Source organism: Alitiscatomonas sp., from assembly GCF_037242085.1.
GTDB lineage: Bacteria > Bacillota > Clostridia > Lachnospirales > Lachnospiraceae > Alitiscatomonas > Alitiscatomonas aceti.
The window spans coordinates 44,301-65,954 of record NZ_JAXXBR010000096.1 but is presented as its reverse complement, the minus strand read 5'-3'; the positions used below and the strand labels follow the sequence as shown (position 1 = coordinate 65,954).

The 21,654-nt window shown below is 53.4% G+C and carries 24 protein-coding genes; 23 read left to right on the top strand and 1 reads right to left on the bottom strand.

Features of this window, described 5'->3' with window-relative positions:
* The first annotated feature begins 131 nt into the window (after window positions 1–131).
* The 23 genes from WIH05_RS10325 to WIH05_RS10215 all read left to right on the top strand — a co-directional run bounded on the left by WIH05_RS10325 (window position 132) and on the right by WIH05_RS10215 (window position 20,773).
* On the top strand, window positions 132–3,383 hold the full coding sequence (locus tag WIH05_RS10325) for an SbcC/MukB-like Walker B domain-containing protein (RefSeq protein WP_337425335.1): 3,252 nt from the start codon (window positions 132–134) through the stop codon (window positions 3,381–3,383).
* On the top strand, window positions 3,373–4,617 hold the full coding sequence (locus WIH05_RS10320) for a Wadjet anti-phage system protein JetD domain-containing protein (protein ID WP_022274228.1): 1,245 nt from the start codon (window positions 3,373–3,375) through the stop codon (window positions 4,615–4,617). The genes WIH05_RS10325 and WIH05_RS10320 overlap by 11 nt, the downstream gene beginning before the upstream one ends.
* Before the next feature lie 705 nt (window positions 4,618–5,322).
* Window positions 5,323–6,438, top strand: coding sequence for a hypothetical protein (locus WIH05_RS10315; protein ID WP_022273093.1), 1,116 nt, complete (start codon window positions 5,323–5,325; stop codon window positions 6,436–6,438).
* Between the two features lie 109 nt (window positions 6,439–6,547).
* Entirely contained in the window at window positions 6,548–7,135 is a 588-nt protein-coding gene (locus WIH05_RS10310) for a hypothetical protein (RefSeq protein ID WP_022273092.1), read from the top strand.
* Window positions 7,136–7,496: 361 nt separating this feature from the next.
* Window positions 7,497–7,859, top strand: coding sequence for a hypothetical protein (locus WIH05_RS10305; RefSeq protein WP_337425334.1), 363 nt, complete (start codon window positions 7,497–7,499; stop codon window positions 7,857–7,859).
* 75 nt (window positions 7,860–7,934) lie between these two features.
* Window positions 7,935–8,783 carry a YwqG family protein gene (locus tag WIH05_RS10300; protein ID WP_022273090.1) on the top strand — a complete coding sequence of 283 codons (849 nt, stop codon included), beginning with the start codon at window positions 7,935–7,937 and terminating at the stop codon, window positions 8,781–8,783.
* A 242-nt stretch (window positions 8,784–9,025) separates the two neighbouring features.
* Entirely contained in the window at window positions 9,026–9,571 is a 546-nt protein-coding gene (locus WIH05_RS10295; RefSeq protein ID WP_337425333.1) for a hypothetical protein, read from the top strand.
* Window positions 9,572–9,587: 16 nt separating this feature from the next.
* The gene (locus WIH05_RS10290; protein WP_022273088.1) at window positions 9,588–9,914 is read left to right on the top strand and encodes a DUF5713 family protein; all 327 of its coding nucleotides are present in this window, start codon (window positions 9,588–9,590) and stop codon (window positions 9,912–9,914) included.
* An 87-nt stretch (window positions 9,915–10,001) separates the two neighbouring features.
* On the top strand, window positions 10,002–10,733 hold the full coding sequence (locus tag WIH05_RS10285) for a DUF4241 domain-containing protein (protein WP_022273087.1): 732 nt from the start codon (window positions 10,002–10,004) through the stop codon (window positions 10,731–10,733).
* Between the two features lie 197 nt (window positions 10,734–10,930).
* Complete coding sequence (locus WIH05_RS10280; RefSeq protein ID WP_022273086.1) at window positions 10,931–11,356, top strand: C-GCAxxG-C-C family protein; 426 nt, start codon at window positions 10,931–10,933, stop codon at window positions 11,354–11,356.
* A gap of 170 nt (window positions 11,357–11,526) precedes the next feature.
* Window positions 11,527–12,498: a hypothetical protein gene (locus tag WIH05_RS10275; RefSeq protein ID WP_022273085.1), complete on the top strand. Its 972-nt coding sequence runs from the start codon at window positions 11,527–11,529 to the stop codon at window positions 12,496–12,498.
* A 22-nt stretch (window positions 12,499–12,520) separates the two neighbouring features.
* Window positions 12,521–13,075 carry an RNA 2'-phosphotransferase gene (locus WIH05_RS10270; protein WP_022273084.1) on the top strand — a complete coding sequence of 185 codons (555 nt, stop codon included), beginning with the start codon at window positions 12,521–12,523 and terminating at the stop codon, window positions 13,073–13,075.
* 67 nt (window positions 13,076–13,142) lie between these two features.
* Complete coding sequence (locus tag WIH05_RS10265) at window positions 13,143–14,006, top strand: CbrC family protein (RefSeq protein ID WP_022273083.1); 864 nt, start codon at window positions 13,143–13,145, stop codon at window positions 14,004–14,006.
* 185 nt (window positions 14,007–14,191) lie between these two features.
* Complete coding sequence (locus WIH05_RS10260) at window positions 14,192–14,365, top strand: hypothetical protein (RefSeq protein WP_252207380.1); 174 nt, start codon at window positions 14,192–14,194, stop codon at window positions 14,363–14,365.
* 82 nt (window positions 14,366–14,447) lie between these two features.
* Window positions 14,448–15,161 carry a hypothetical protein gene (locus WIH05_RS10255; protein WP_022273082.1) on the top strand — a complete coding sequence of 238 codons (714 nt, stop codon included), beginning with the start codon at window positions 14,448–14,450 and terminating at the stop codon, window positions 15,159–15,161.
* Between the two features lie 37 nt (window positions 15,162–15,198).
* Window positions 15,199–15,321 (top strand): hypothetical protein, encoded by a 123-nt coding sequence (locus tag WIH05_RS10250; RefSeq protein WP_022273081.1) that lies wholly within the window; start codon window positions 15,199–15,201, stop codon window positions 15,319–15,321.
* 140 nt (window positions 15,322–15,461) lie between these two features.
* The gene (locus WIH05_RS10245) at window positions 15,462–16,274 is read left to right on the top strand and encodes an amidohydrolase family protein (protein WP_022273080.1); all 813 of its coding nucleotides are present in this window, start codon (window positions 15,462–15,464) and stop codon (window positions 16,272–16,274) included.
* A gap of 35 nt (window positions 16,275–16,309) precedes the next feature.
* On the top strand, window positions 16,310–16,939 hold the full coding sequence (locus tag WIH05_RS10240; protein WP_022273079.1) for a DUF1847 domain-containing protein: 630 nt from the start codon (window positions 16,310–16,312) through the stop codon (window positions 16,937–16,939).
* A gap of 77 nt (window positions 16,940–17,016) precedes the next feature.
* Window positions 17,017–17,271, top strand: coding sequence for a YlmC/YmxH family sporulation protein (locus tag WIH05_RS10235; RefSeq protein ID WP_022273078.1), 255 nt, complete (start codon window positions 17,017–17,019; stop codon window positions 17,269–17,271).
* A 19-nt stretch (window positions 17,272–17,290) separates the two neighbouring features.
* Entirely contained in the window at window positions 17,291–17,746 is a 456-nt protein-coding gene (gene nrdR / locus WIH05_RS10230) for a transcriptional regulator NrdR (RefSeq protein ID WP_022273077.1), read from the top strand.
* 15 nt (window positions 17,747–17,761) lie between these two features.
* A complete protein-coding gene (locus WIH05_RS10225) occupies window positions 17,762–18,271 on the top strand; it encodes a YqeG family HAD IIIA-type phosphatase (protein ID WP_022273076.1) in 510 nt (169 codons plus the stop codon).
* Window positions 18,272–18,485: 214 nt separating this feature from the next.
* Complete coding sequence (gene efp / locus WIH05_RS10220) at window positions 18,486–19,043, top strand: elongation factor P (RefSeq protein ID WP_022273075.1); 558 nt, start codon at window positions 18,486–18,488, stop codon at window positions 19,041–19,043.
* Window positions 19,044–19,147: 104 nt separating this feature from the next.
* Window positions 19,148–20,773: a bifunctional UDP-sugar hydrolase/5'-nucleotidase gene (locus WIH05_RS10215; protein ID WP_022273074.1), complete on the top strand. Its 1,626-nt coding sequence runs from the start codon at window positions 19,148–19,150 to the stop codon at window positions 20,771–20,773.
* A 357-nt stretch (window positions 20,774–21,130) separates the two neighbouring features.
* On the opposite strand, the gene WIH05_RS10210 is transcribed toward WIH05_RS10215, so the two are convergent.
* Window positions 21,131–21,487, bottom strand: coding sequence for a helix-turn-helix transcriptional regulator (locus tag WIH05_RS10210; RefSeq protein ID WP_022273073.1), 357 nt, complete (start codon window positions 21,485–21,487; stop codon window positions 21,131–21,133).
* Between the last annotated feature and the right edge of the window lie 167 nt (window positions 21,488–21,654).

The window sequence follows — 21,654 nt, the reverse complement described above, 5'->3', positions numbered from 1 at the left end:
TCTGGTCAGACTATATCCGTCGCTGCAGTTTGCGCTGGAATCGGAGGAATTTGGACGTTTTGCAGAATTGACGAGAAAGAGGATGCTTGAGAAAACGGGGGAGGTTCCGGGCGAGGAGGATGCAGATGAGTATGAATAGAAAAACAGCCACAAAATTGCTGCTGGTCCAGTGGGCGCGGTTCCAGAATGAATGTATCCGTCTGGAGGGCTCCACACTGCTTACGGGAGTAAATGGCAGCGGAAAATCCACGGTCCTGGACGCGATGACGTACCTTCTTACTGGAAATACGCAGTTCAACAAGGCGGCAAAGGACCGGGACCGGACGGTGATCGGTTATGTGCGCGGAGATACGAAAAGCAATGGCACAGAGCGGTATTTAAGGACCGGAGAGGTCATCAGCTATATTGCCATGGAATTCTGGTCGCCGCTGGATCAGTCGTTTCTGGTGGTGGGGGTCTGTATGGAGTCAGACAATGAGATCGCATGCAGGAGCAGCTGGTTCGTCTGCCGTGACGCCCGGATCGATGAGATCAATTTTACATCGACGGAAGGAAAGAGGATCCGGTTCACGCCGAAAAATGAGCTGGCGGTCCGTGGAGAAAAGCTCAGGTCTGCCGAGTTCCTGGGAAAGGAACGAGGGGTGGAGCAGGTGCTCCGGGCGCTGGGGCTGCGGTGCAATGCGTCCAAATACCGCTCCAGGCTGTTGAAAATGATGGCGTTTAATCCGGAGAACAATATCGACCAGTTTATCCAGGACTGTGTGCTGGAGCCTGGAAGGGTGGATTCCTTGAAGGAGCTGCGGGAACAGCGGCATCAGTTTGATCATATAAAGGAAATGTATGAGAATTTACGCAGCAGCAAGGCCCAGCTGGAGACCATAGAGCAGCGGACCGGCGAGTATGAGAGAAAGCTGCGGAGTCTCCGCATACGGGAATTGATGCTTCTTTACCAGGATCTGAGAGAAAAGGAAGAGGAAAAGAAGCAGGAGGAGATCCGGCTGGAAGCTCTGAAGACGAAAAAGGAACGCCTGGAGATCCGGCAGAAGGAGCTGGATAAACGGTATAAGGAGGCGGGAGAACGCTGCCGCATCGCAGAAAACAATGATATTTTCCGTGGAGTCAGGGAAAGCATCCAGGCATTGGAGCGGCAGATCGAAAAACTCAATGAAGAAAAAGAAAAACAGGAGAATGGGCTGGCTCTTCTTATGAAGCTGCAGGCCCAGATATCAGCGATACTGAAATGGGCAGATCCCTTTATTGAAGTAGAAGAGGAAGACAGAAACTGTCTGGCCCATCTGTCAGAAGGCGGGCGGCAGATAGAGGAAAAGCTCCGTTCTTATCTGAGATTTAAAGAGCAGATGCAGGGGCAGAAGCAGATCTTCTGGGAGGAGGAGATCCATTGTGGGGACAGGATCCGGGAGCTGGACCAGGAGCTGGATGAGCTGGAGACGGAGATCAAGCAGCTGAAGTCCAACCAGATGGTGTTCCCAAAGAATGCAGAGGCCGCCAAACGGATCATTTATGAGGAACTGAAGCAGCAGGGGATCCAGACCGATGTGCGGCTATTTGCAGAGCTGGTCCAGGAGGTAAAGGACGCGGAGTGGAGAGCGGCCATTGAGACCTTTCTGGGACGAAAACGATTTTATATCATTGTAGACGGGCAATACTGCCACAAAGCCATGGAGGTCCTGGAACGAAGGAAGCTCCATGGCGTTCATGTGGTGATCACAGACAAGCTTCCAGAGACAGATATAAGCGCCGGGTCTGCGGCTGAAATGCTGGTGATCCCCAATGTGTACGCCAGAAGATACGCAAATTATCTGCTGAACGGGATCCATTTATGCGGCTCTCTGGAGGAACTTCATGAGTATCCCAGGGGAGGCCTGATGAAAAACGGCATGCTGGCAAAGAGCTATGCGGTGTCCAATATGGACGTGGACGGAACCGAGTTCTGTCTGGGCGGGGATGCCATAAGACTCCAGTTAAACAGAAAGGAAGGGGCAAAAAAGCAGAAACAGGAGGAGCGCAGAAGTAATCAGAAGCACAGGGAACAGAGCCGCAGGTATAGGAGCGAGATCGAGGGAGTGGACTGGGAGGCCGGCCATTATGATTTTGATGCGGCAAAGTCCCTGGAGGCGACCCTGGGGCGGAAGGAGCGGATCCAGCAGGATATTGATAAGATACAGAGCAATCCGGACTTTCTGGCAGTGCTGCAGGAGCAGCAGGATGCAGAACGGGAGTATGGAGCCCTGGGAGGCGCGATAAAGGTGATCGCCGGGGATATTGGGAGCTGTAAAAAGGAACTGGAACAAAGCGAAGCTGCACTTAAGAAGGCTGCAGGCGAGATCTATCAGCTGAACCAGGACTATGACCGCCAGTGCATGCAGCATCTGGAATTAAAGCGCCCGATGCTGGAGGAGTATGAAAAGCTTTTAAAAGGAAAGACCGGGACCTGGAGGGCGATCACGAAAAAGACGGTCATGAACTTAAGCACCGAGGTGGACGCCTGCGTCAAACAGATGGAAAGCGCGCAGATCGAGTATTGTAAGCTGGCGGAGATCGATATAAACAGGCGGGGGACCGGATATATTCCGTTTTACCGTGACGAGTACAGAAATATTGCCAACATCAAGATCGAGGAAGCGCATAATAAGTTGGAGGAGCAGGGGAAAAGGCTGGAAAGCGCCTTTATGAATGACTTTGTGGCAGAGATCAATGAGACGATCCAGGCAGCAAAGGATGAAATAGAGGGGATCAACCGGGAATTAAAGAAAATCCCATTTGGAAACGATACGTACCGGTTTGTCATGACAGAAAAGGCAGACCGCAGCGTATTTTTCAGGATCTGTAAAAAACTGGAGCAGTATATGAATTCTCCGGAAGTATATATGAATTCAGCACGGGACGACGAGGAGATGGAGCATGATATCCAGGAATTCATGAGCGTGATCCTGGAAGAGGAGGATGAAACGGAATATACGGATTACCGGAAGTATTTTACATACGATATGAAGATCCTCAGCAGGCAGGGAAGCCAGGAGATCGAGGCGGATCTGTCGAAAAAGCAGGGCTCTGCAAGCAATGGAGAGAAGCAGACGCCGTATTTTATCATTCTGGCGGCAAGCCTGCTCCAGTATTATCCGAAGCAGGTCTGCTGCGCGAGACTGGCCTTTATTGACGAAGCATTTTCTGCCTTGTCACGGGAGCGGATCGAGCAGATGGTAAAATATTTTGAAGAAAACCAGTTCCAGGTGTTTTATGCTGCGCCGCCGGAGAAGATCAGCAGTATTGGAGCTTTTATTGAATCAACGGTGAGCCTGGTGACATCGGGACGTTACACGCACGCGGTGGAAGGTCTGGTGAAGGAAGTCTATGGGGTATAATTCAGTTCAGAAGCAGGTGCTGGAAGCGCTCCTGGATCAGTATGAAAGAAGTAAGACGTATCAGGGAGAGAATAAGGTGATCCAGAGCTTTCAGATCCCGCCGGAAAAGGTATTCCCGGACTATGCGTCCGATTATGCCGATATGGATCAGATCCGTGATTTTGAAGCCTGGATGCGGGAACTGGAGCAGGATGGCCTGATCACCATAAAGTACGGGAGTGGAGAGATCAGAAAGCTGACGGCAGATCCGGAGAGCTGGGATCTGTATTATGAGGTCCTGCAGAGAAGGGATAAGCTTTCATTACAGCAGGACCAGATCATGCTGTATCAGAGGTATCTGGGGATGAGTCCGCTCCTGGACCGGTTCTGCCGGGAGCAGATCGGACGTTTACAGCAAAATAAAAATCCACTCTATGGAGGGAAGGAAGCAGAGGCCATATTGGAGCTCTGCAAATTCATTTTACAGAACCAGCAGGACATCCTGGAGAGGGAGCTGTCGATGGCGGTTTTGAAGGACAGTAAGCGATGGGAGAAAAAATACCGTTCAAAGGTCTGTGGGCTGCTGAGAAAATACGGGGATTATGAGTCTCTGTTCCTGGGACTCACAGATGACCGGGATAAGGAGGATAAGCGCGAGACGGAACGGATCCTCCTGGCAGAGCATCAGATCTACCCCAATCCGTCCTATGTGTATTTCAAGGGAAATGCGGAATTTTACTTTTCCAACGGACCGTGCGTCCGGACAGATCCGTCCATGCCCATGGCCTTTTCTTCGGATGCACTGAAAGGCCTGAAAGCGCTGTATATCGGGGATGAGGCAGTAATTACCGTGGAAAATCTGACTTCATTCAACCGGATGCAGATGGAACGGGCGTTTCTGATCTTCTTAAGCGGATACCATAATTTAGCAAAGCAGGCGTTCATAAAGCAGGTCGCCGGGGATAACCCGGGGAAGCAGTGGCATCATTTTGGGGATATCGATCCGGACGGCTTCTATATCGTGGAGAATCTGATCCGGGGAACAGGGATCGATTTTCATACGGTCTATATGGATACGGATACTTTGAAAAAATATGATGAGTATACAAAGCCGCTGGAGGAGCGTGACAGGAGAAAGGCAGAAAATCTGCTGGCGGCCGGGCGGTATACGGATGTTATGAGCTATATGCTGGAAAAGGGGAAGAAGCTGGAGCAGGAGATCGTCAGCTGGATGGAATGGAAGGGAGCGTTATGACGGGAAAATGTGGAAAATCCCCTCACTTCTTTATCGCATATCTGTAAAGGCTGTGGTATAATGTCTGGAAACAGACATTATACCACATCGCATCTGGTTTCTGCGTTCACCGCAGAAATCCAGGCGTTCAAATCTCCCGGAGGGGTACCATGTCCGAAGGACATGGTATAATGTCTGGAAACAGACATTATACCATCGCGCATCTGGTTTTCGCGTTCACCGCGAAAATCCAGGCGCTTAAATCTCCCGGAGGGGTACCATGTCCGAAGGACATGGTATAATGTCTGGAAACAGACATTATACCATCGCGCATCTGGTTTTCGCGTTCACCGCGAAAATCCAGGCGCTTAAATCTCCCGGAGGGGTACCATGTCCGAAGGACATGGTATAATGAAAATACTATGCAAATGGAAAAGGGTGCTGCCATGGACCGATATAGCGGACGGCTTTGGGCTGTTCTGAGAAGTGAAAGGAATATTCTGGTTGCTGAAGAGACCACATCTGCCGGCAGATGCGGTTTCACAAGCGCGGCTTTTTCATGCCCTGCGCCAGCCTGTCCCTGAGACAGAGCGGCGCGGGGCTTTTTTTACGCGGGCAACGAGTCAAAGTCCGTGCCTGCATGAGACCCTGGCGGCTGCCGCGATAACCATAAGAAATCCGCGCAGCGTGCTTCTCATGGTTATCATTCAGAAGGAGGGAGTACACATGAGCCTTAAGTATACATGTCCCGTCTGCGGGACGCCTCTGGGCTATAAGGGACTGTGCTGGAAATGCAGGTCTGGACAGGAGAGAGATACGGTCCTTCACTGGAGTCCGGAGCAGGTGAAGGAAAAACAGGACGGGCTGGTCCGGAATATCCGGCGGCTGGCAGATATGGAGGATCCGGAGCTTACGGACTTCTGGAAGCTTCTGGGATACCGGGACGCCATCACGCCCAGGATCCAGCGGGCGGCGCTGGCCGCGGAGGTTTACTATCCATGTGAGCTATATTATCACGCCCCGGAGGATGTGCGGGACGGCCTGATCCACGCCCTGCTTTCTGCGGAGGATTCCAGCGAAGCGTCTGAGCTGATGTGCTGCCTTGCCATGCAGGGAGATGACCGGGCGCTGGAAACGCTTTTGGAGCTGGAGAAACATCCGCGCCCATGGAGAAAGAATCTCTATGTGGACCCGTCCATCTACGCCCAGTGCGGCGGCTGGACCTTTGATAAGGAAGGGCAGCGGATGCAGCTTAACTTCGATACCTGCTATCCGATGGTGGAGGGAGAGCCAGGCGAAGGATCTCCTGTCCGTATGGGCCGGATGCGGGAAGACACCTGTCCCCACTGCGGCGGACGGATGGTGGATATTCTGGTGCTGGATGGACGGGATGAAAGGCTGAGATTCCTGGGGCTGGACGGCATCCTTACTGCCGCCTGCTGTCCCAACTGTGTGGGATTTCTGGATGGGCCTGCATTCAGCCGCTTTACTCTGGACGGCGGTGTGGAGGTGTTTCCCTCCAGGACCTTTGATGGGACAGGGAAGATGGACTGCTATGTCCGGCCGGAAGAATATAAGGCATTAACGGAAAACCGTTTTATACTGGGGAAATCGTCCGTTCCCCTGTTTTATGGCGCGGCCTGCGAGGATGTGAACACCATCGGCGGTTTTGCCAACTGGGTGCAGGACTGGGAATATACGGCCTGTCCCCACTGCGGAAAGCCCATGAAATATCTGGCCCAGATCCAGTGGGATACCCTGATGGACGGTACGGAAGGAACGCTTTATGTGGAGTTCTGCCCGGACTGCCATGTTGTATCCATGCAGCATCAGCAGACCTGAGAGGAGACATGGAGATAAGTTTACCCAAAAGTCCAGATACTGGACGAAGAGCTGGCATGAGAATGGTGACCGGATTTACAGGTCTGCGGACCCGGGAGGTGGAACTGCAATGTCCATAACTGCCTATAAAGTGGAAGCCAACGGGCATGACCGGACCGGCAGGGATTTTGGCTATGTGAATATCATGCACCGCTATGGAGGAAAGCGGCCCTGTCCCCGGCCGGGTCCGTGCGAAAAGATGGAGGTCATGTGGGCGGATGAGAGCGTTTACGGACCTCCTGCCCCCGGCAGCAAGGTGGGAGACTTTATCATGACATGGTTAATGGGCTCCTGGAACTGCGGGGTGTTTACCCACCGGGAGATCGCTCGGCGGCTGTCTGATACCTTCACTGGACTGAAGATCAAAGAACTGGAGTGGTTCGAGAACCCCAGGGAAAAGACACTGAAAAACGGAAAGCCCCGTGTGCGCCGGGCCAGGTGGCTGCCGGAGCGGGAGGTGGATCTGGTGTACCTTTACGCTGACCACACGATTGACGCAAGAGATCCGACTCCTGCTGAAACCGACTTCTTTACCGTCACAAGGATGGATCCCTGGGGCGTGAGCACCTGGTTCATGTGTACCCCGGAGACCGCCGGGAAGCTGGCCGCCATGGATTTTGAGAATCTGGACATCCAGGAAACTACCATTGTGGGATAGGAGTGATACAGCATGATCGGGACAGATGAAAACCGGGCAGTGCTCCATGTGGAGGTCATCTTCTGGAGCGGTAAACGAAAGGTGCCCCCCAGCCTGGTCAGCGGAAAATATTGTCCTCATTTTGTTGTCACAGGAACTGCGGAATCTCTGGGTGTATGCTTTCTGGACGGAGCTGTGTGTGCATTTGATGGACCGGCTTTGGGGAATGCCCAGCCTCTCTATCCGGATACTGTGGATTACAGCTCGTTAGAAAACAATGCGGAGTTCTTAATTTATGAGGGAACAAATGTGGTTGGAAAAGGCCGGGTGCTGGGCCGGACGACACCATATAAGGTGAGACAACAACGAAAGCAGGTGTCTTATGTACCAAATTGCATATCTTGGCCGCTGGGAGACCCTTCCGGAAACGGCTGCCGCTATTTATGAACACGATATTTCCAAGCTGGAGGCAATGCTTCAAGGCGGGCTGGATCTGAATGTTCCTATCCAGCTCAGTGAGTATATCAAACTGATGCCGCTGGAGATCGCAGTTTTTCAAAACGATGTGCCCATGATCCACTTCTTACTGGAGCATGGAGCCGATCGGCCATATCGGTTGCTGCTGTCTGGCAGAGGTCTGGATCTAGGAGCATGGGAAGCTGTATGCGAAATAGGAGTATCAGGACGAGATCGAATGCTTTTCCTATGTGTTTGCCTGGAGCGGGCGGGAACTGCGGCAGTGTAAATTTGATTCCGCCGCCATGATAACCGTGGAGGCACTGGACGGAAAGCTATGAGAGTGCAGCAAGGAGGAACTGCCATGAGTATAAAAGAAAAACTGGAGCTGCTGGCTAAAAACAGCATCAAACTGAAAATAGAAGGAAAAGAAACATACAAACTGGGGGCCACCCGTTTTGGCGGGCAGCCCGATGTGCCGGCTGATTTCGTGTGGCCTGCTTATGAGGGCGAGAGCTATGACAATGTGGTGAAGGACCGTCCCCTTACTTTCCTGGCCCAGTTCAACTGTGCGGAGCTGGCCCGGTTTGACACGGAGCATCTTCTGCCCGACCATGGCCTGCTCTCCTTCTTCTATGAAACAGATACCCAGTGCTGGGGCTATGACCCTAAAGATAAGGGCTGCGCCCGCGTCTATTGGTTTGAGGACATTTCGGCCCTGGCCGCCGCGGACTTTCCTGCGGATATGGAGGATGATTTCAAGTTTCCTATGGTCAGGATCAAAATGGATTCAAAATACTCCTATCCTTCCTGGCAGGACTTCAGTGAAGCGTTCCCAGACGAGGAGGACTATGATGCCTTCGATTCCGCGTGGGCTGAACGGATGGAAGAGGATCCGGAAGGGATGGAAAACCGTTCCCAGCTGCTGGGCTGGCCTTTTATCATTCAGAACAGTATGTTTGCCGAATGTGATCTGGTGACCCAAGGCTATTATCTGGGAAACGGCTGGGGTAAGATCCCAAAGGAGATCCGCCGGCGGGCGGAAGGATCTGCCCGTGACCGCTGGCTGCTGCTGTTCCAGCTGGATACAGTGGAGTGCGGCGGCTTCGAGCTGATGTTCGGGGACTGCGGGCATATCTATTTCTACATCACCAAAGAGGACCTGGCCGCCCGCCGTTTTGACCGGATCTGGCTGATCCTCCAGTGCTACTAAAAGCATGAAACGGGACTTTACTAGTTGGTGCGGTCAGATATTATAGGATCCCCAGAACATTTCTCCGATGAAATTCGGAATGTCACAGGATGAGGACGGTTTCACGGTATGCACTCCGTTGGACGCTGCCCCGCCTGACGGCCATCTGGGCCGTGACAAAGCCCATTTTTACCAGAATGATGAGAGGATGGAAGAACCACTGTACGAGACGACACAAGAACTGGAAAGGAAGGAAAATAGCGATGGACTATTTGAAGATACTGCGTGAAAATCCTGATCTGGCAGATGAATTTGATTCTCTTTTTGACTTCTTCCTGCTGGATGAGTTATCCCCGCGGGATGACGCAGAGGGACGATGTACTTTTTCCCTGCCCGGCAGGGCGTTTGCCAGAGATGGCTCCGGCGGAGAATACCACCTGTTGGAGGATGGCTCCATCGGCTATTACAGCAGCGAAGGAGAGGCGGGCCGTCTGGCCGAGAGCATGGACGATCTTTTTTCCCTGCTTGTGAACTGTATCTGCTGGCACGACTGCTGTGACGCAAAGCAGTATGTGGATCGCAAAACATTGGAGGAGTATGGGCAGGGATGCCGTAACAGCAGCCTGGAAGATATGGACGTGGACCGCTGGCGGCGGGTATCCGCTGCGCTCGGTATCCCAACAAGCGGGAAACTGGCTCCTGTTCTGGAGCGGTTCCATAAAGCAGCACAGCGCCAGCCCCTGTATCAGTGTGTGTTCCATGAGGACGACGGAAGCTTGACCGAATCATACGGTTTGATGTTTGAATGAGAAAGGAGAGCTCCCTATGAAAGCATTTGATCCCAATTATAAACTGCTGGACGAGATGTACCAGGACGAATACTATCCCGATTTCCTGGTGGATAAGGTAAAGGAAGAGCTCCAGAAGGTCATCCGTCTCCTGGAGAGCGGAGAAACTGACGTTGGAGCGGTGCAGGAAACGCTGGATGAGGCGGTCTGCGGCATCAATGATCTCCAGGAGGAGTTTGACGAGAACGACAGTGAGATCGAAACGGTGGCACGGGATTGTATCGGAGTTACCGTGGCCTATATTCTGGAGTGGTTTGGCATCCCCATTGATATCGAGGAAGCCATCCGGGAACGGGACTGGTAAAACCAGAATGGACGGTGTATAAACTGCTGCTGGGATGGCTCAAAGAGTGAATATATCAAAAAACTGAATCAACAGGAGGAAACGGATATGCCTGCAACTGAATGGCTGAACAAATACGAATCCGTCAAGGATAAACTGGCCTGCAAAGCTGACCTGGAAACATATTTTACAGAAAAAATGATCGGGAACATGGCAGTAGATGTGCTGGACATCGGCCCCGTCCATTTCCCCACTGGGACGATCTTCGCCTGCGACCCGATGGTGGAGCTGGAGGATGCCCTGCCGTTCCTTCAGACCATCCCTGCCGGAACTTACCCGGTAAAGATCTGCGTGGTGCCCAGTGAACAATACGGCGACCGCTATGCCTGCGTCAAGGTGGAGGTCAGCCAGGAGAAGCCTGTCCGCTATGAACTGGGCATGACAGGCAATGAGGAGCTGGACGCGGCGCTGGGAGATGACGACTACTTCGGTTTCGGCGTGGACGCCGGGATGGGGTGCATTGCGGACATCCAGACCCAGGCGGCATTTAAGGCGTACTGGGCCAGGCGGCTGGAGGAGGACCCGGACATCGACCCCTACAACGACCTGTTCTGTGATCTTCTGGAAGAAAACGCCAAAGCCTATCCCGAGTATCAGGGCAGCTGCGGCGACTGGCTCAGCTGGACGGTGCCGGACACGGACTGCAGCCTGCCCATCTTCGCCTCCGGCTGGGGGGATGGGTACTATCCCGTTTACTTCGGCTACGACGCAAAGGACGAGGTCTGCGCCGTATATGTGCGGTTCATCGACATTGAAGCCAGTTATAGAGAGCAGGAGTAAAAATGTGACAGAACAAAGCAGCCAGTCAATACCGCAAGCCCCGTGCCCGGCTGATGAAGCTGGCCGCCAACCAGCCGGGCGGGGATGCCCAGACCCAGGCGCTGAGGGCAGAACCTGCGGGGCTTTGCGCGGATGGAAGTGCGGGACGAGCTGCGCCGGGTGACACAGAATGAAATGCTTTGCGATGGGAGTACAGTATGGGAAAAATGAAACTGCATGAACTGGTAAACTATTATCATATTGGAACGGATCTGTCCTGCGCCGAGGCGATGTTCATGGCCTGCAATGAGTATTACCATCTGAATTTGTCTGAGGAGACCCGGAAGATGTTTTCAGTCATGGGTCTTGGGATGCAGACCGAACAATCCTGCTGCGGCGCCTTCACCGTGGCGGTGGGGATCATCGGTCTGATGACGGCGAAAGAAGGACAGACCGATGTGGACAACATGGAAGGATGCCAGATGATCACCGAATTGACGGAATTCGTACTGGGCTTTTATGGAACACTCCACTGTGTTGAGCTGCAGGATCTGGAGATCGTGGGCTATGAAAACCCCTGCCACGCCATTGTGGAGGCACTGGCCAGGAAGCTGGAGGAGCTGCTGTCCAGGATGGGCCGGTAGGCCAGCGGCGATGAAAAGACGGTGCAGATGCGCCTAACATGGCCGGGAATACAGGCTCTGTTGGGAGACCGCAGAAAATTTTTCCAGCCTGCTCCTGGATCTTGAGGAGCAGGTATAGGAACTGGAAAAATCGTGCGGAGCAGACTGAACGGACAGAAAGAGGAGTGATCATGAACGTAAATTTATACCGCCCCCAATTTAATAAAATGGATCCCACTGAGAAGCAGGCGCTGATGGAAAACCTGGCTGTTCGTTATGATATGGCCTTTCTCGGCCTGCATACCTTTGAACGCTGGGGCCAGAGCTGCACCACCGGCGTATTCAAAAAGGATGGCCGCGAGTTCGTCTTTGTCCCCGGCGATACGGTCACACTGGGCTGGGAACGGTTTGCTGTGGGGCTGAATGAGGAAAGCCGGGAGGAACTGGAGTACCTGTTCCAGGAATGGGAGGCGGATCAGGAGCCGGAAGAGCTGATCAAAGAGAGCATGGCTCCCGTGCGGCAGGCATCCATCGGCCCCATGCTGGCAGGCCGGGAGCTGGAGGAGCTCTGCTGGGAGCCGGTACAGCTGGATGATCCCAGGCTGACCGCCCATCCTGGCTGGCTGAAGGAATTCCGGGACTTCGCCAGGAGTGACAGCAGCAGCCTTACCCTGCACCAGTCGGCCCGTATGGAACGGACGGAGGATGGCTTTCAGACCTGGATCTATCACCGCACAGAGTATGAAGCCCTTCTTGACCAGCTGAAGAAACAGGGCCTTTCCCTGCCCACAGCAGACGAGTGGGCCTATCTGTGCGGCGGCGGGTGCCGGACCCTGTTTCCCTGGGGGGATGGGCTGGACTACTCCATGCGTCTGCACTGGTTTGAAGATATGGAGGAGGACGGGGACAGGCCTTACGATATGGAGGAACCCAACTTTTTCGGCTTGTCCATTGCCTATGACCCCTATATGCGGGAGGTGGTGCAGGCCGATGGATTCACCACCTGCGGCGGCGACGGCGGGTGCAGTATCTGCGGCGGTCTGGGGCCGTTCCTGGGCTTCCTTCCCTGTTCGCCCCACTGTAAGCCGGAAGTGCAGGAGGACAATGAACTGAATGGAGACTATGACTTTTACAGGCCGGTCATCCGGGTGGAGTCAGCCTGACCAATGATCTGGAGGACACGGAATGAGAGAGACGACGCCTGATCTCACAAGGATCAGTAAATATATAAGTTTGATCCTTCGGCACAAGCCGGAGGTCATCGGGATCCAGCTGGATGCCCACGGCTGGGCGGATGTAAATGCGCTGCTGGCAGGCATCAGTAAGAAGTATTTTATTGACCAGGATATTCTGGAGGAGATCGTGAGGAGCGACAGCAAGCAGCGGTATGTTTTCAATGAAGACCGGACGCGGATCCGGGCCAGCCAGGGCCACTCCGTCCAGGTGGATGTGGAACTTCCTGTGGCCGAGCCGCCGGAGACGCTGTACCATGGAACTGCCCGGCGGTTTTCCGCCTCCATCGAGGCCCAGGGACTGCTCCCCCAAAGCCGCCTGTATGTCCACCTTTCACCTGATGTGGAAACAGCGGAGAAGGTGGGCCGCCGGCATGGGGAGCCTGTGATCTACCTGGTGGATGCCGGGCAGATGCATAGGGACGGATCGCTCTTTTACCTGTCCGCCAATGGAGTATGGCTGACAAAAACGGTTCCTGCTCCATACCTGAAGCGCTTAGAGGAGTGAAGCTCCTGGAGCGGATCGAAGCGGCACTGACTATAATTTCCGGTGGGATTGATGGGAGAACGTGCAAATGAACGAATATTTGAAAAAATATATTGAACTAAAAAAACGGTTTTCCGCAGCTGACGGCGGCCCGGACAGCGTCCGCGCTCTCTATGGTTTCAAAAAGGAACTGGAACAGTCCGGAGACAGGCAGGCAAAAGAGGTTCTGGTGGATGTGTACGACCTTCTGGACTTCAAGAAGGACGCTTACGACCTGCTTTCACGGATCGGGAACCGTTCAGACCGGAAGGTCCTCAAACGTCTGGGCACACTGAAGGAATATGCGGAAAGCTGGGGAAACCACTACGCTGTTCCCATGCCAAAAACGCCAAAGGAAAAGCAGAAAGAGAAGGAGCGATGGGCCTGGATGGGACTGCCCGTCTTCCGCTATCACCCGGATCCTTTGGATACCGGGGCTTTTAAGGAGTCTGAGGAGGGCGTTGTCTGTGACTGCTGCGGAAAAATCACCCGCCTCTTCTATACGGCCCCCTTCTTTTCGGTGGAGGATATTGACTATCTGTGCCCGGAATGTATCGCAGACGGCAAAGCAGTCCAGAAATATGACGGAAGCTTTCATGACGATTACTCTGTGGACGATGGCGTAGATGATCCGGAGCGGCTGGACGAGCTTATCCACCGCACCCCCGGCTACTGCGGCTGGCAGCAGGAATACTGGAGGGCCCACTGCGGCGACTACTGCGCCTTTCTGGGCTATGTGGGAGCCAGGGAACTGCGGGCGCTGGGGGTATTGGATGAGGTGCTGGACGATCCCATGTGGGACGGGGAGCAGAAGGAAATGATCCGGGAATCGGTCAACGGCGGCCATCTGCAATGCTATCTGTTCCAGTGTCTCCACTGTGGAAAGCACATGGTCTGGATGGATTTTGATTAAGGAGTTTATTTATGACCGCGCAGCTGTGATTCCATCAGCTGGGGTACGCAGCGCTGAAAGACTGCGATTCTGCAAAAAAGGCAATGGGCCCTTCGCACGCTCACTCGCTGGAACAGGGCATCTTTGCCCTTCTGGACTGCAGGCTGGGAAAGCACCGCTTTCCTGCTTCCCAGACGGAGGACACCTTGGACTGCGCTCTTCTGGAGGGAGAACTGGCGTCTGAACGGCTGGCAGCTTTGCGGGAGCGGGATCTCCCAGAGCTGGCCGCCGAAATTGCTCCAGACTGGGGGCTGTCCACTGAGGCGGTGCAAAGCGTGCGGAAGGATGAGGATGCGCAGGTTACGTTCAAATCCGCATAGCTCCTGCGGGCGGGTGAAGCACCTGTTGGTGGCCCCCCCGACAGCAGGTGCCGGTTTTACTGGATTATTAAGGAGGAATTTTATGGGATATGATGTGAGTTTCCACCCGATCTCACCGGAGGAAATGCAGGAATGGTATTTTGGGCCTCTTACATGGGTACAGCAGGGCCGGGAGGAAAAGGTGCTGGCCCTTGCGGCACAGTATGGGATGGAGGATTTCTATGCGGAAAAGTATCTGGATACCCTGCGGGTCGGAGCTGGGACAGGACCAGATGAGCTGTTTGATAAGAGCCATGGCTTTTATATTGCAGTGATCCAGGGCTTTTTCCGGGATTACTTTTACACCAGAGGGAGCGCCTTTTCTTTTCTGGTGGAGCAAAAGCCAGAATATGCCCGGTATTTTACTCCGTGGGAGCAGATCGTGCCGGCTGTCTTTCCCAATCCGGCAGAAAACCGGATCATTGAAAATTACTGCTCTGGTGTGTACCTGTCTCCGGATCAGGCGGCACAGCTTCTCCGGGATCTGGAGCAGGACAAAAAGGTTCAGGAAGATCTGGAAGGACTCTGGTGTAACGGGCAGCTTGCGGTGCTGAAAAAGGCTCTCACCGCTGCTGTGGAGTTGGGGACCGGACTGCTGGAAGCCACGGAGGTGGTGGAGCCTGATCCGATCTCTCCCAATGAAAGTACGAGCTATTCCAACCTGTACCACTGCGACCGGGACGGAGTGTATCTTTATATAGATATGGCTATGAAGCAGATCGCCCAGGCCATGGGGAAGGATGCTGACGACAGATAAGAACAGAAAAATGACAAGGAAGGAGAGCGATGGATCGATGAATGGGATCATTCTTCTGGTCATCATTCTGCTGCTCGTGGTGTTCCTGACGCTTCTTATCACCAGGCAATGGGGCGGGCTTCTCCTGTTCCTCCTGGCCCTGTATCTGATGTTCAGATAACCGGGATATCACACCGGCTCTCCGGGCTGTCGTCCCACAAAAACGGCGCTTTCCCTGGTTTTTGCAAAACAAATTGAATTTCCTGGGGAATAATGGTAAGATGAAGGGAGAACAATTCTGAAAGCAGGTGACGGTTTCCCATGGAAACACAGATCATAGACTTCCATACCCATATTTATCCGGTGGCCCTGGCCAGACGGGCCATGGAGGTGGTCAGACGGGAGGGGGATCCCTATGACAGCCTTCCCATCCGGGAAAACCTCCTCCGGCGTATGGAGGAAGCAGACATCTCCTTATCCGTGGTCCAGCCGGTGGTATCCAGGCCGGAGACCCAGACAGATGTGAACCGGTTTGCCAGAGAGATCGTAAGGACCAATCTGATCTCCTTTGGAGGCCTCCATCCGGACTGTCCCCACGTGCTGGAGGAGATCGAGAAATTAAAGGATCTCCATATGGCCGGGGTGAAGTTCCATCCGCCGTTCCAGAAGGTACATCTGGAGGACGGAAAATACAGGGAAATATGGGAGAGGATCAATCATCTGGGCCTTCCGGTGCTGATCCACTGCGGCTGTGCCAAGGTCCCCAGCCCCTATGATCTGCACCCGGCATCGGCAGAAGAGATCATCCGCCTCCTTCCGGACGTACCGGTGATCCTGGCCCATATGGGCGGCCTGTCCATGGACCAGACCGGGGAGGACAGGCTGTACCGTATGCCGGAAAACGTATATATCGATACGGCCATGAGCGCAGAATTCCAGGATAAGGACGAGTTTGAGCGGATCGCAGGCTCCTTTGGGCCGGACCGGGTGATATTTGGAAGCGATTTTCCCTATGGGAGCCAGAGAGCGGCGATCCGCCTTATAGAAGAAACCGGATTTTCCCCATGGGAAAAGGCGGCGATCCTGGGAGAAAACGCCAGGAAGATCTTAAAAGACAGTATACGGAAGCGTTAAAATAGAATCAGCTGTGAAAAAAAGGAGAGGATAAAATGTATACATGCGCAAGCTGCACGATCCATGCGTGCAAGGATCCGGAGCATAAGGATATGCCCAAAAACTGTCCCATGCGCCAGGAAGCCCTGGTGGAGGAAGCAAAGGCAGAGTATCAGAAGCCGGAGGTGCAGAAGTTTTTCGTGACCTCCTCAGAGATCGAGCATGACGGCTACTGCCAGTGGCCGAGGCTGAAGGAGACCATGGTATTCTGTAAACGGATGGGATATAAAAAGATCGGACTGGGCTTCTGCATCGGTTTTGCAAAGGAAGCCAGGATCGTGGCGGATCTTTTCAGGAACGAGGGCTTTACGGTGGTATCTGCCGTCTGTAAGTCTGGGGGAGTGGACAAGACAGAGGCCGGGATCCCCGATGAAAAGAAGCTGAAGCCGGGCCAGTATGAGGCCATGTGCAACCCCATCCTCCAGGCGAAGCTCTTAAACGAGCAGAAGACGGATTTCAATATCGCCCTGGGCCTCTGCGTGGGCCATGACTCCCTGTTTTACCAGTATTCGGAGGCCAGGGTCACGACTCTGGTGGTCAAGGACCGCGTCCTGGCCCACAATCCGGTGGGAGCCATCTACTGTGCGGACGGATATTTTAAGAACCGTCTGAAGGTTGAAGAATAGCTGTCAGGATCAAGGAAACAGGACAGACCGCCGCGCATATGCTTTCATAAGCGGAAGCATATGGGCGGAGGGATTTTATGCGGATGAGCGAGTTAAAGCGCAAGGAGGTCATCAACGTCTGCGACTGCAGACGGCTGGGATTTGTCGGGGACATGGAGTTTGATCCATGTACGGGCCAGATAAAGGCCCTGATCGTTCCGGGGCCTGGCTGTGTCTGCGGCTTTCTGGGCCGGGAAAAGGAATTTGTGATCCCCTTTGAGGACGTGTGCCAGATGGGGGACGACATTGTCCTGGTACGGCTTCGGGAAGAACCGCCCAGACCGCAGAAATAAAGGAAGTGAGGAAAAGAGAATGAAATGCCCATTCTGCAATGCGTCGGACACCAAGGTCATCGACTCCAGGCCGGCGGATGATAACAGCTCCATCAGGCGGAGAAGACAGTGTGAACAGTGCGGCCGCCGGTTCACCACATACGAAAAGCTGGAGACCATGCCTCTTATGATCATAAAAAAGGATGATTCCAGGGAGACATATGACCGTTCCAAGCTGGAGAAGGGGATCCTCCTTTCCTGCCACAAGCGGCCGGTCTCTTCCCAGGAGATCAGCGCTGTGATCGATGAGATCGAAAACCAGATCTTTAATATGGGGGAGCGGGAGATCCCGGCGTCTCTGATCGGAGAGCTGGTGATGAAGAAGCTGAAGGATGTGGACGAGGTGGCCTACGTGCGGTTTGCCTCCGTTTACAGGGAGTTCAAGGACGTGAACGCGTTCATGGAGGAGCTGGCCAAGTTCCTTAATAATAAGTAATAAGCAGAGGCGCGTATGTTAGAACGATTTTTTCCAGACGAATATGTGGACAGCGCCTATGGGATCCCCTTTGAGGAGCTGTACCGGAAGGGCTACCGGGGGATCATCTTTGACGTGGACAACACCCTGGTTCCCCACGGCGCTCCGGCGGACGCCCGTTCCATCGGCCTGTTTGAGAGCTTGAGGGCCATGGGCTTTTCCACCTGCATCCTTTCCAATAATAAGGAGCCGCGGGTGGCTCCCTTTGCCGGCCAGGTAAAGAGCCCCTATATATTTAAAGGGGGAAAGCCGTCGGTGAAGGGCTATGAGCGGGCCATGGAGGTCATGGGGACAGGCCGGGAGAACACCCTCTTTATTGGGGACCAGCTTTTTACCGACGTGTGGGGGGCCAGGCGCACAGGCCTTTACAGCATCCTCACAAAGCCCATGGATCCCCATGAGGAGATCCAGATCGTTTTCAAGCGGTATCTGGAGGCGGTGGTGCTCCGGGCCTATAAGAAACAAAGGCAGAAGCCGGATGTTTGATTTTAAAACAGTTCAGCCCTATGGGGATCCAGACAGAAAATGCTTATGAAATCAGGTTTTCAGCGCTTTTTCCTGCCGGGATCTTTGCGCAGTTGAACTGCTGCCTGATTTTTGTAAAAAATGGTTGAAAACATAGGCATTATAGTATAAAATAGGATAGAATCAGCCATAAGCGTGAAATGAGAGAATCAGATTTTAAGGAGGAATATCATTTATGGTATCAGCAGGCGATTTTAGAAATGGCGTGACACTTGAGATTGACGGTCAGGTAGTACAGATCATGGAATTCCAGCACGTAAAGCCGGGCAAGGGCGCCGCTTTCGTTAGAACTAAATTAAAGAACGTTATCAACGGCGGTGTAGTTGAGAGAACCTTCCGCCCCACTGAGAAATTCCCGGCAGCAAGGATCGACCGCGTGGACATGCAGTATTTATATGCAGACGGCGATCTTTACAACTTCATGGACAACAACACCTACGAGCAGGTTGCCTTAAACAAGGATATCGTTGGCGATGCCTTAAAGTTCGTGAAGGAAAACGAAGTTGTTAAGGTATGCTCCTATAACGGAAGCGTATTCTCCGTAGAGGCTCCCTTATTCGTTGAGTTGGAGATCACAGATACAGAGCCGGGCTTCAAGGGCGATACAGCAACAGGCGCTACAAAGCCGGCAACCGTTGAGACTGGCGCACAGATCAACGTTCCGTTATTCGTAAGCACCGGAGACCGCGTTAAGATCGATACCCGTACAGGCGAGTATCTGTCCAGAGCATAAGATCCGGAACAGAAAAGAGAACATTGAAAACAGGAGTCCCGTGACTGGTTCATGGGACTTCTTTGTTTTTTATGGGGAAAACTATATTTTAAGGAGGTTGTGAAATGAAAAAGCAGATCCTGACCCTCTCAGCAGCCGCTTTTATGGCGGCCCTCACGTGCCAGACGGCCTTTGCCCTGGATCACGATGTGGTGATCCTCCACACCAACGATACCCATTGCGGCATCGAGGAAAACATGGGCTACGCCGGACTTGTCTGGTATGAAAACCAGATGAAGGAGGAGACTCCGTATGTGACCCTGGTGGATGCCGGGGACGCCATCCAGGGCGCGCCGGTGGGGACCCTGTCCGAGGGCGAGTACCTGGTGCAGATCATGAATAAGGCCGGATACGATTTTGCCGTTCCCGGAAATCATGAATTCGACTACGGGATGGAAAAGCTCCTGGGACTTTCCGCCAGACTGGACTGCGGCTATTCTGCCTGCAACTTTGTAAACCTGCCGTCAAAGACCCAGGTGTTTGCGCCTTACAGGATCATGGAGTACGACGATATCCAGGTAGCCTTTGTAGGCGTTGCCACACCGGAGAGCATCACCAAATCCACGCCGGCCTACTTCCAGGACCAGTTTGGAAGATACCGCTTCGGCTTCTGTGAGGATGAGACGGGAGAGGCCTTATACAGCCAGGTACAGAGTGCCGTGGACCAGGCCAGGGGCGAAGGCGCCGACTATGTGATCATGGTGGGCCATCTGGGCGATAACGGGATCACAGAGAAGTGGAGCTCCAGAAGCGTGATCGCCAACACCACCGGCATCGACGCCGCCATTGACGGCCACTCTCATGAGGTCTGTGTGGAAAATGTTCCCAACGAGAGCGGGGAGATGGTGGTACTGACCCAGACCGGCACCAAGTTTGCCAACATCGGAAAGCTGACCATCACCACCGACGGACAGATCCAGGCCTCCCATGTGAGCGCCGTGACGGACGCAGAGGGAAATCCGGCAAAGGACGCGGAGATGGAGAGCTTCATCAACGGGATCAAGTCCCAGTATGAGGAGTCTCTGAAGGTGGTCCTGGGCCGCACAGATGTGGATCTGATGGATAAGGATCCGGAGACCGGGCTGCGGGCAGTGCGGAAGGCAGAGACCAACCTGGGCGACCTCTGCGCCGACGCCAGCCGCTATATGATGGGTGCGGATATCGGCTTTATGAACGGCGGCGGCATCCGTGCCGGGATCGAAGCCGGAGATATCACCTATGAGGACGCTTTAAGCGTATTCCCTTATGGGAATATGATCTGTATGGCAGAGGTCTCCGGGCAGAAGATCAAGGACGCCCTGGAGATGGGCGTGAAGAATTATCCCGAGGAAAGCGGCGGCTTTATCCACGTTTCCGGGCTTACGTATACGGTGGACTCCTCTGTGCCCTCCAGCGTGGTGCTGGATGAAAAGAGAAATTTCGTGTCTGTGGGCGGCGAGTACCGGGTGCGGGATATCTATGTGGGAGAAGAGCCCCTGGATGTGAACCGGACCTATACGCTGGCCTCCCACAACTACTGGTTAAAATCCGGTGGAGACGGCATGTCCATGCTCATGGGCTGTCCTATTTTAAAGGATGAGACCATGGTGGATGTGGATACCATCACTTCCTATATCAGTGAATATCTGGGAGGAACCGTGGGAGAAGAATACAAAGATCCCAGGGGACAGGGAAGGATCACGATCAAATAGGATAGAAAAGAAAAAAGATCCCACTCCGGGTCCCGGCCTTATTGGGATTCAGAAGGAATCATACTGTGCGGATTCTGAAGGTCCGGAAACCTCTGGTCACAGCTTCCGGACAGGATCTGGGATACAGAGTGGGATCAGGCCCGTTCTCCGGTGCAGGAGAGCGGGCTTTCTGAATGTAGGACCTGCTGCACTCCCGCAGAAGCATCGGTCTGCGGTACTTTGGCGTGCATCAGGCACCTTCATTATAGTACAGGCTGGTTTTCAAATCAAGGGTGAATTGTAATACATATGAAGAGAGCAAAAAGATACGCTTTTATTCACAAGGTCCGGTACTGGACAGAAATAGTCTCCGGAATATTATAAACGGCCGGGTCTGGATGGGCGGCCGGTCCGGAGGGCGGACAGAATGGATTCAATAATAGGGATCAGGGCAGCAGCTTCATCCTCGCTGCACTGCTCGATCAGAAGGTGCAGCTTACTGACAGCCGGGTTATCCAGGCGGATCTCCGGATGGAAGATCTCTCTGGAATCTATTTTGAGCGCACGGATCAGAGGGAATAAGATCTCCATTTTGGGATTCCCTTTATAATTTTCAATATTCATTACTGTACGCACATCGACGTCGATCTGGTCTGCAACCTGGTTTTGTGTGAGCCCCAGTTCACCGCGTGCCTTTTTTACCGCATCGCCCAGGGGCTGGGAAAATTCCTGCATAGCTAGTCACCTCAAATCCATTGTACAATATAGCTCATTTTATTTAAATTCATTATAGTTCCCATTTTCACTGTATTTTAATACATTTTTCGCGAAAAATAAATAGGAAGCAAAAATTTAGCAACACATAGAGGAAAAACTGGTAATTTTTCAAAATTGGAAGTATA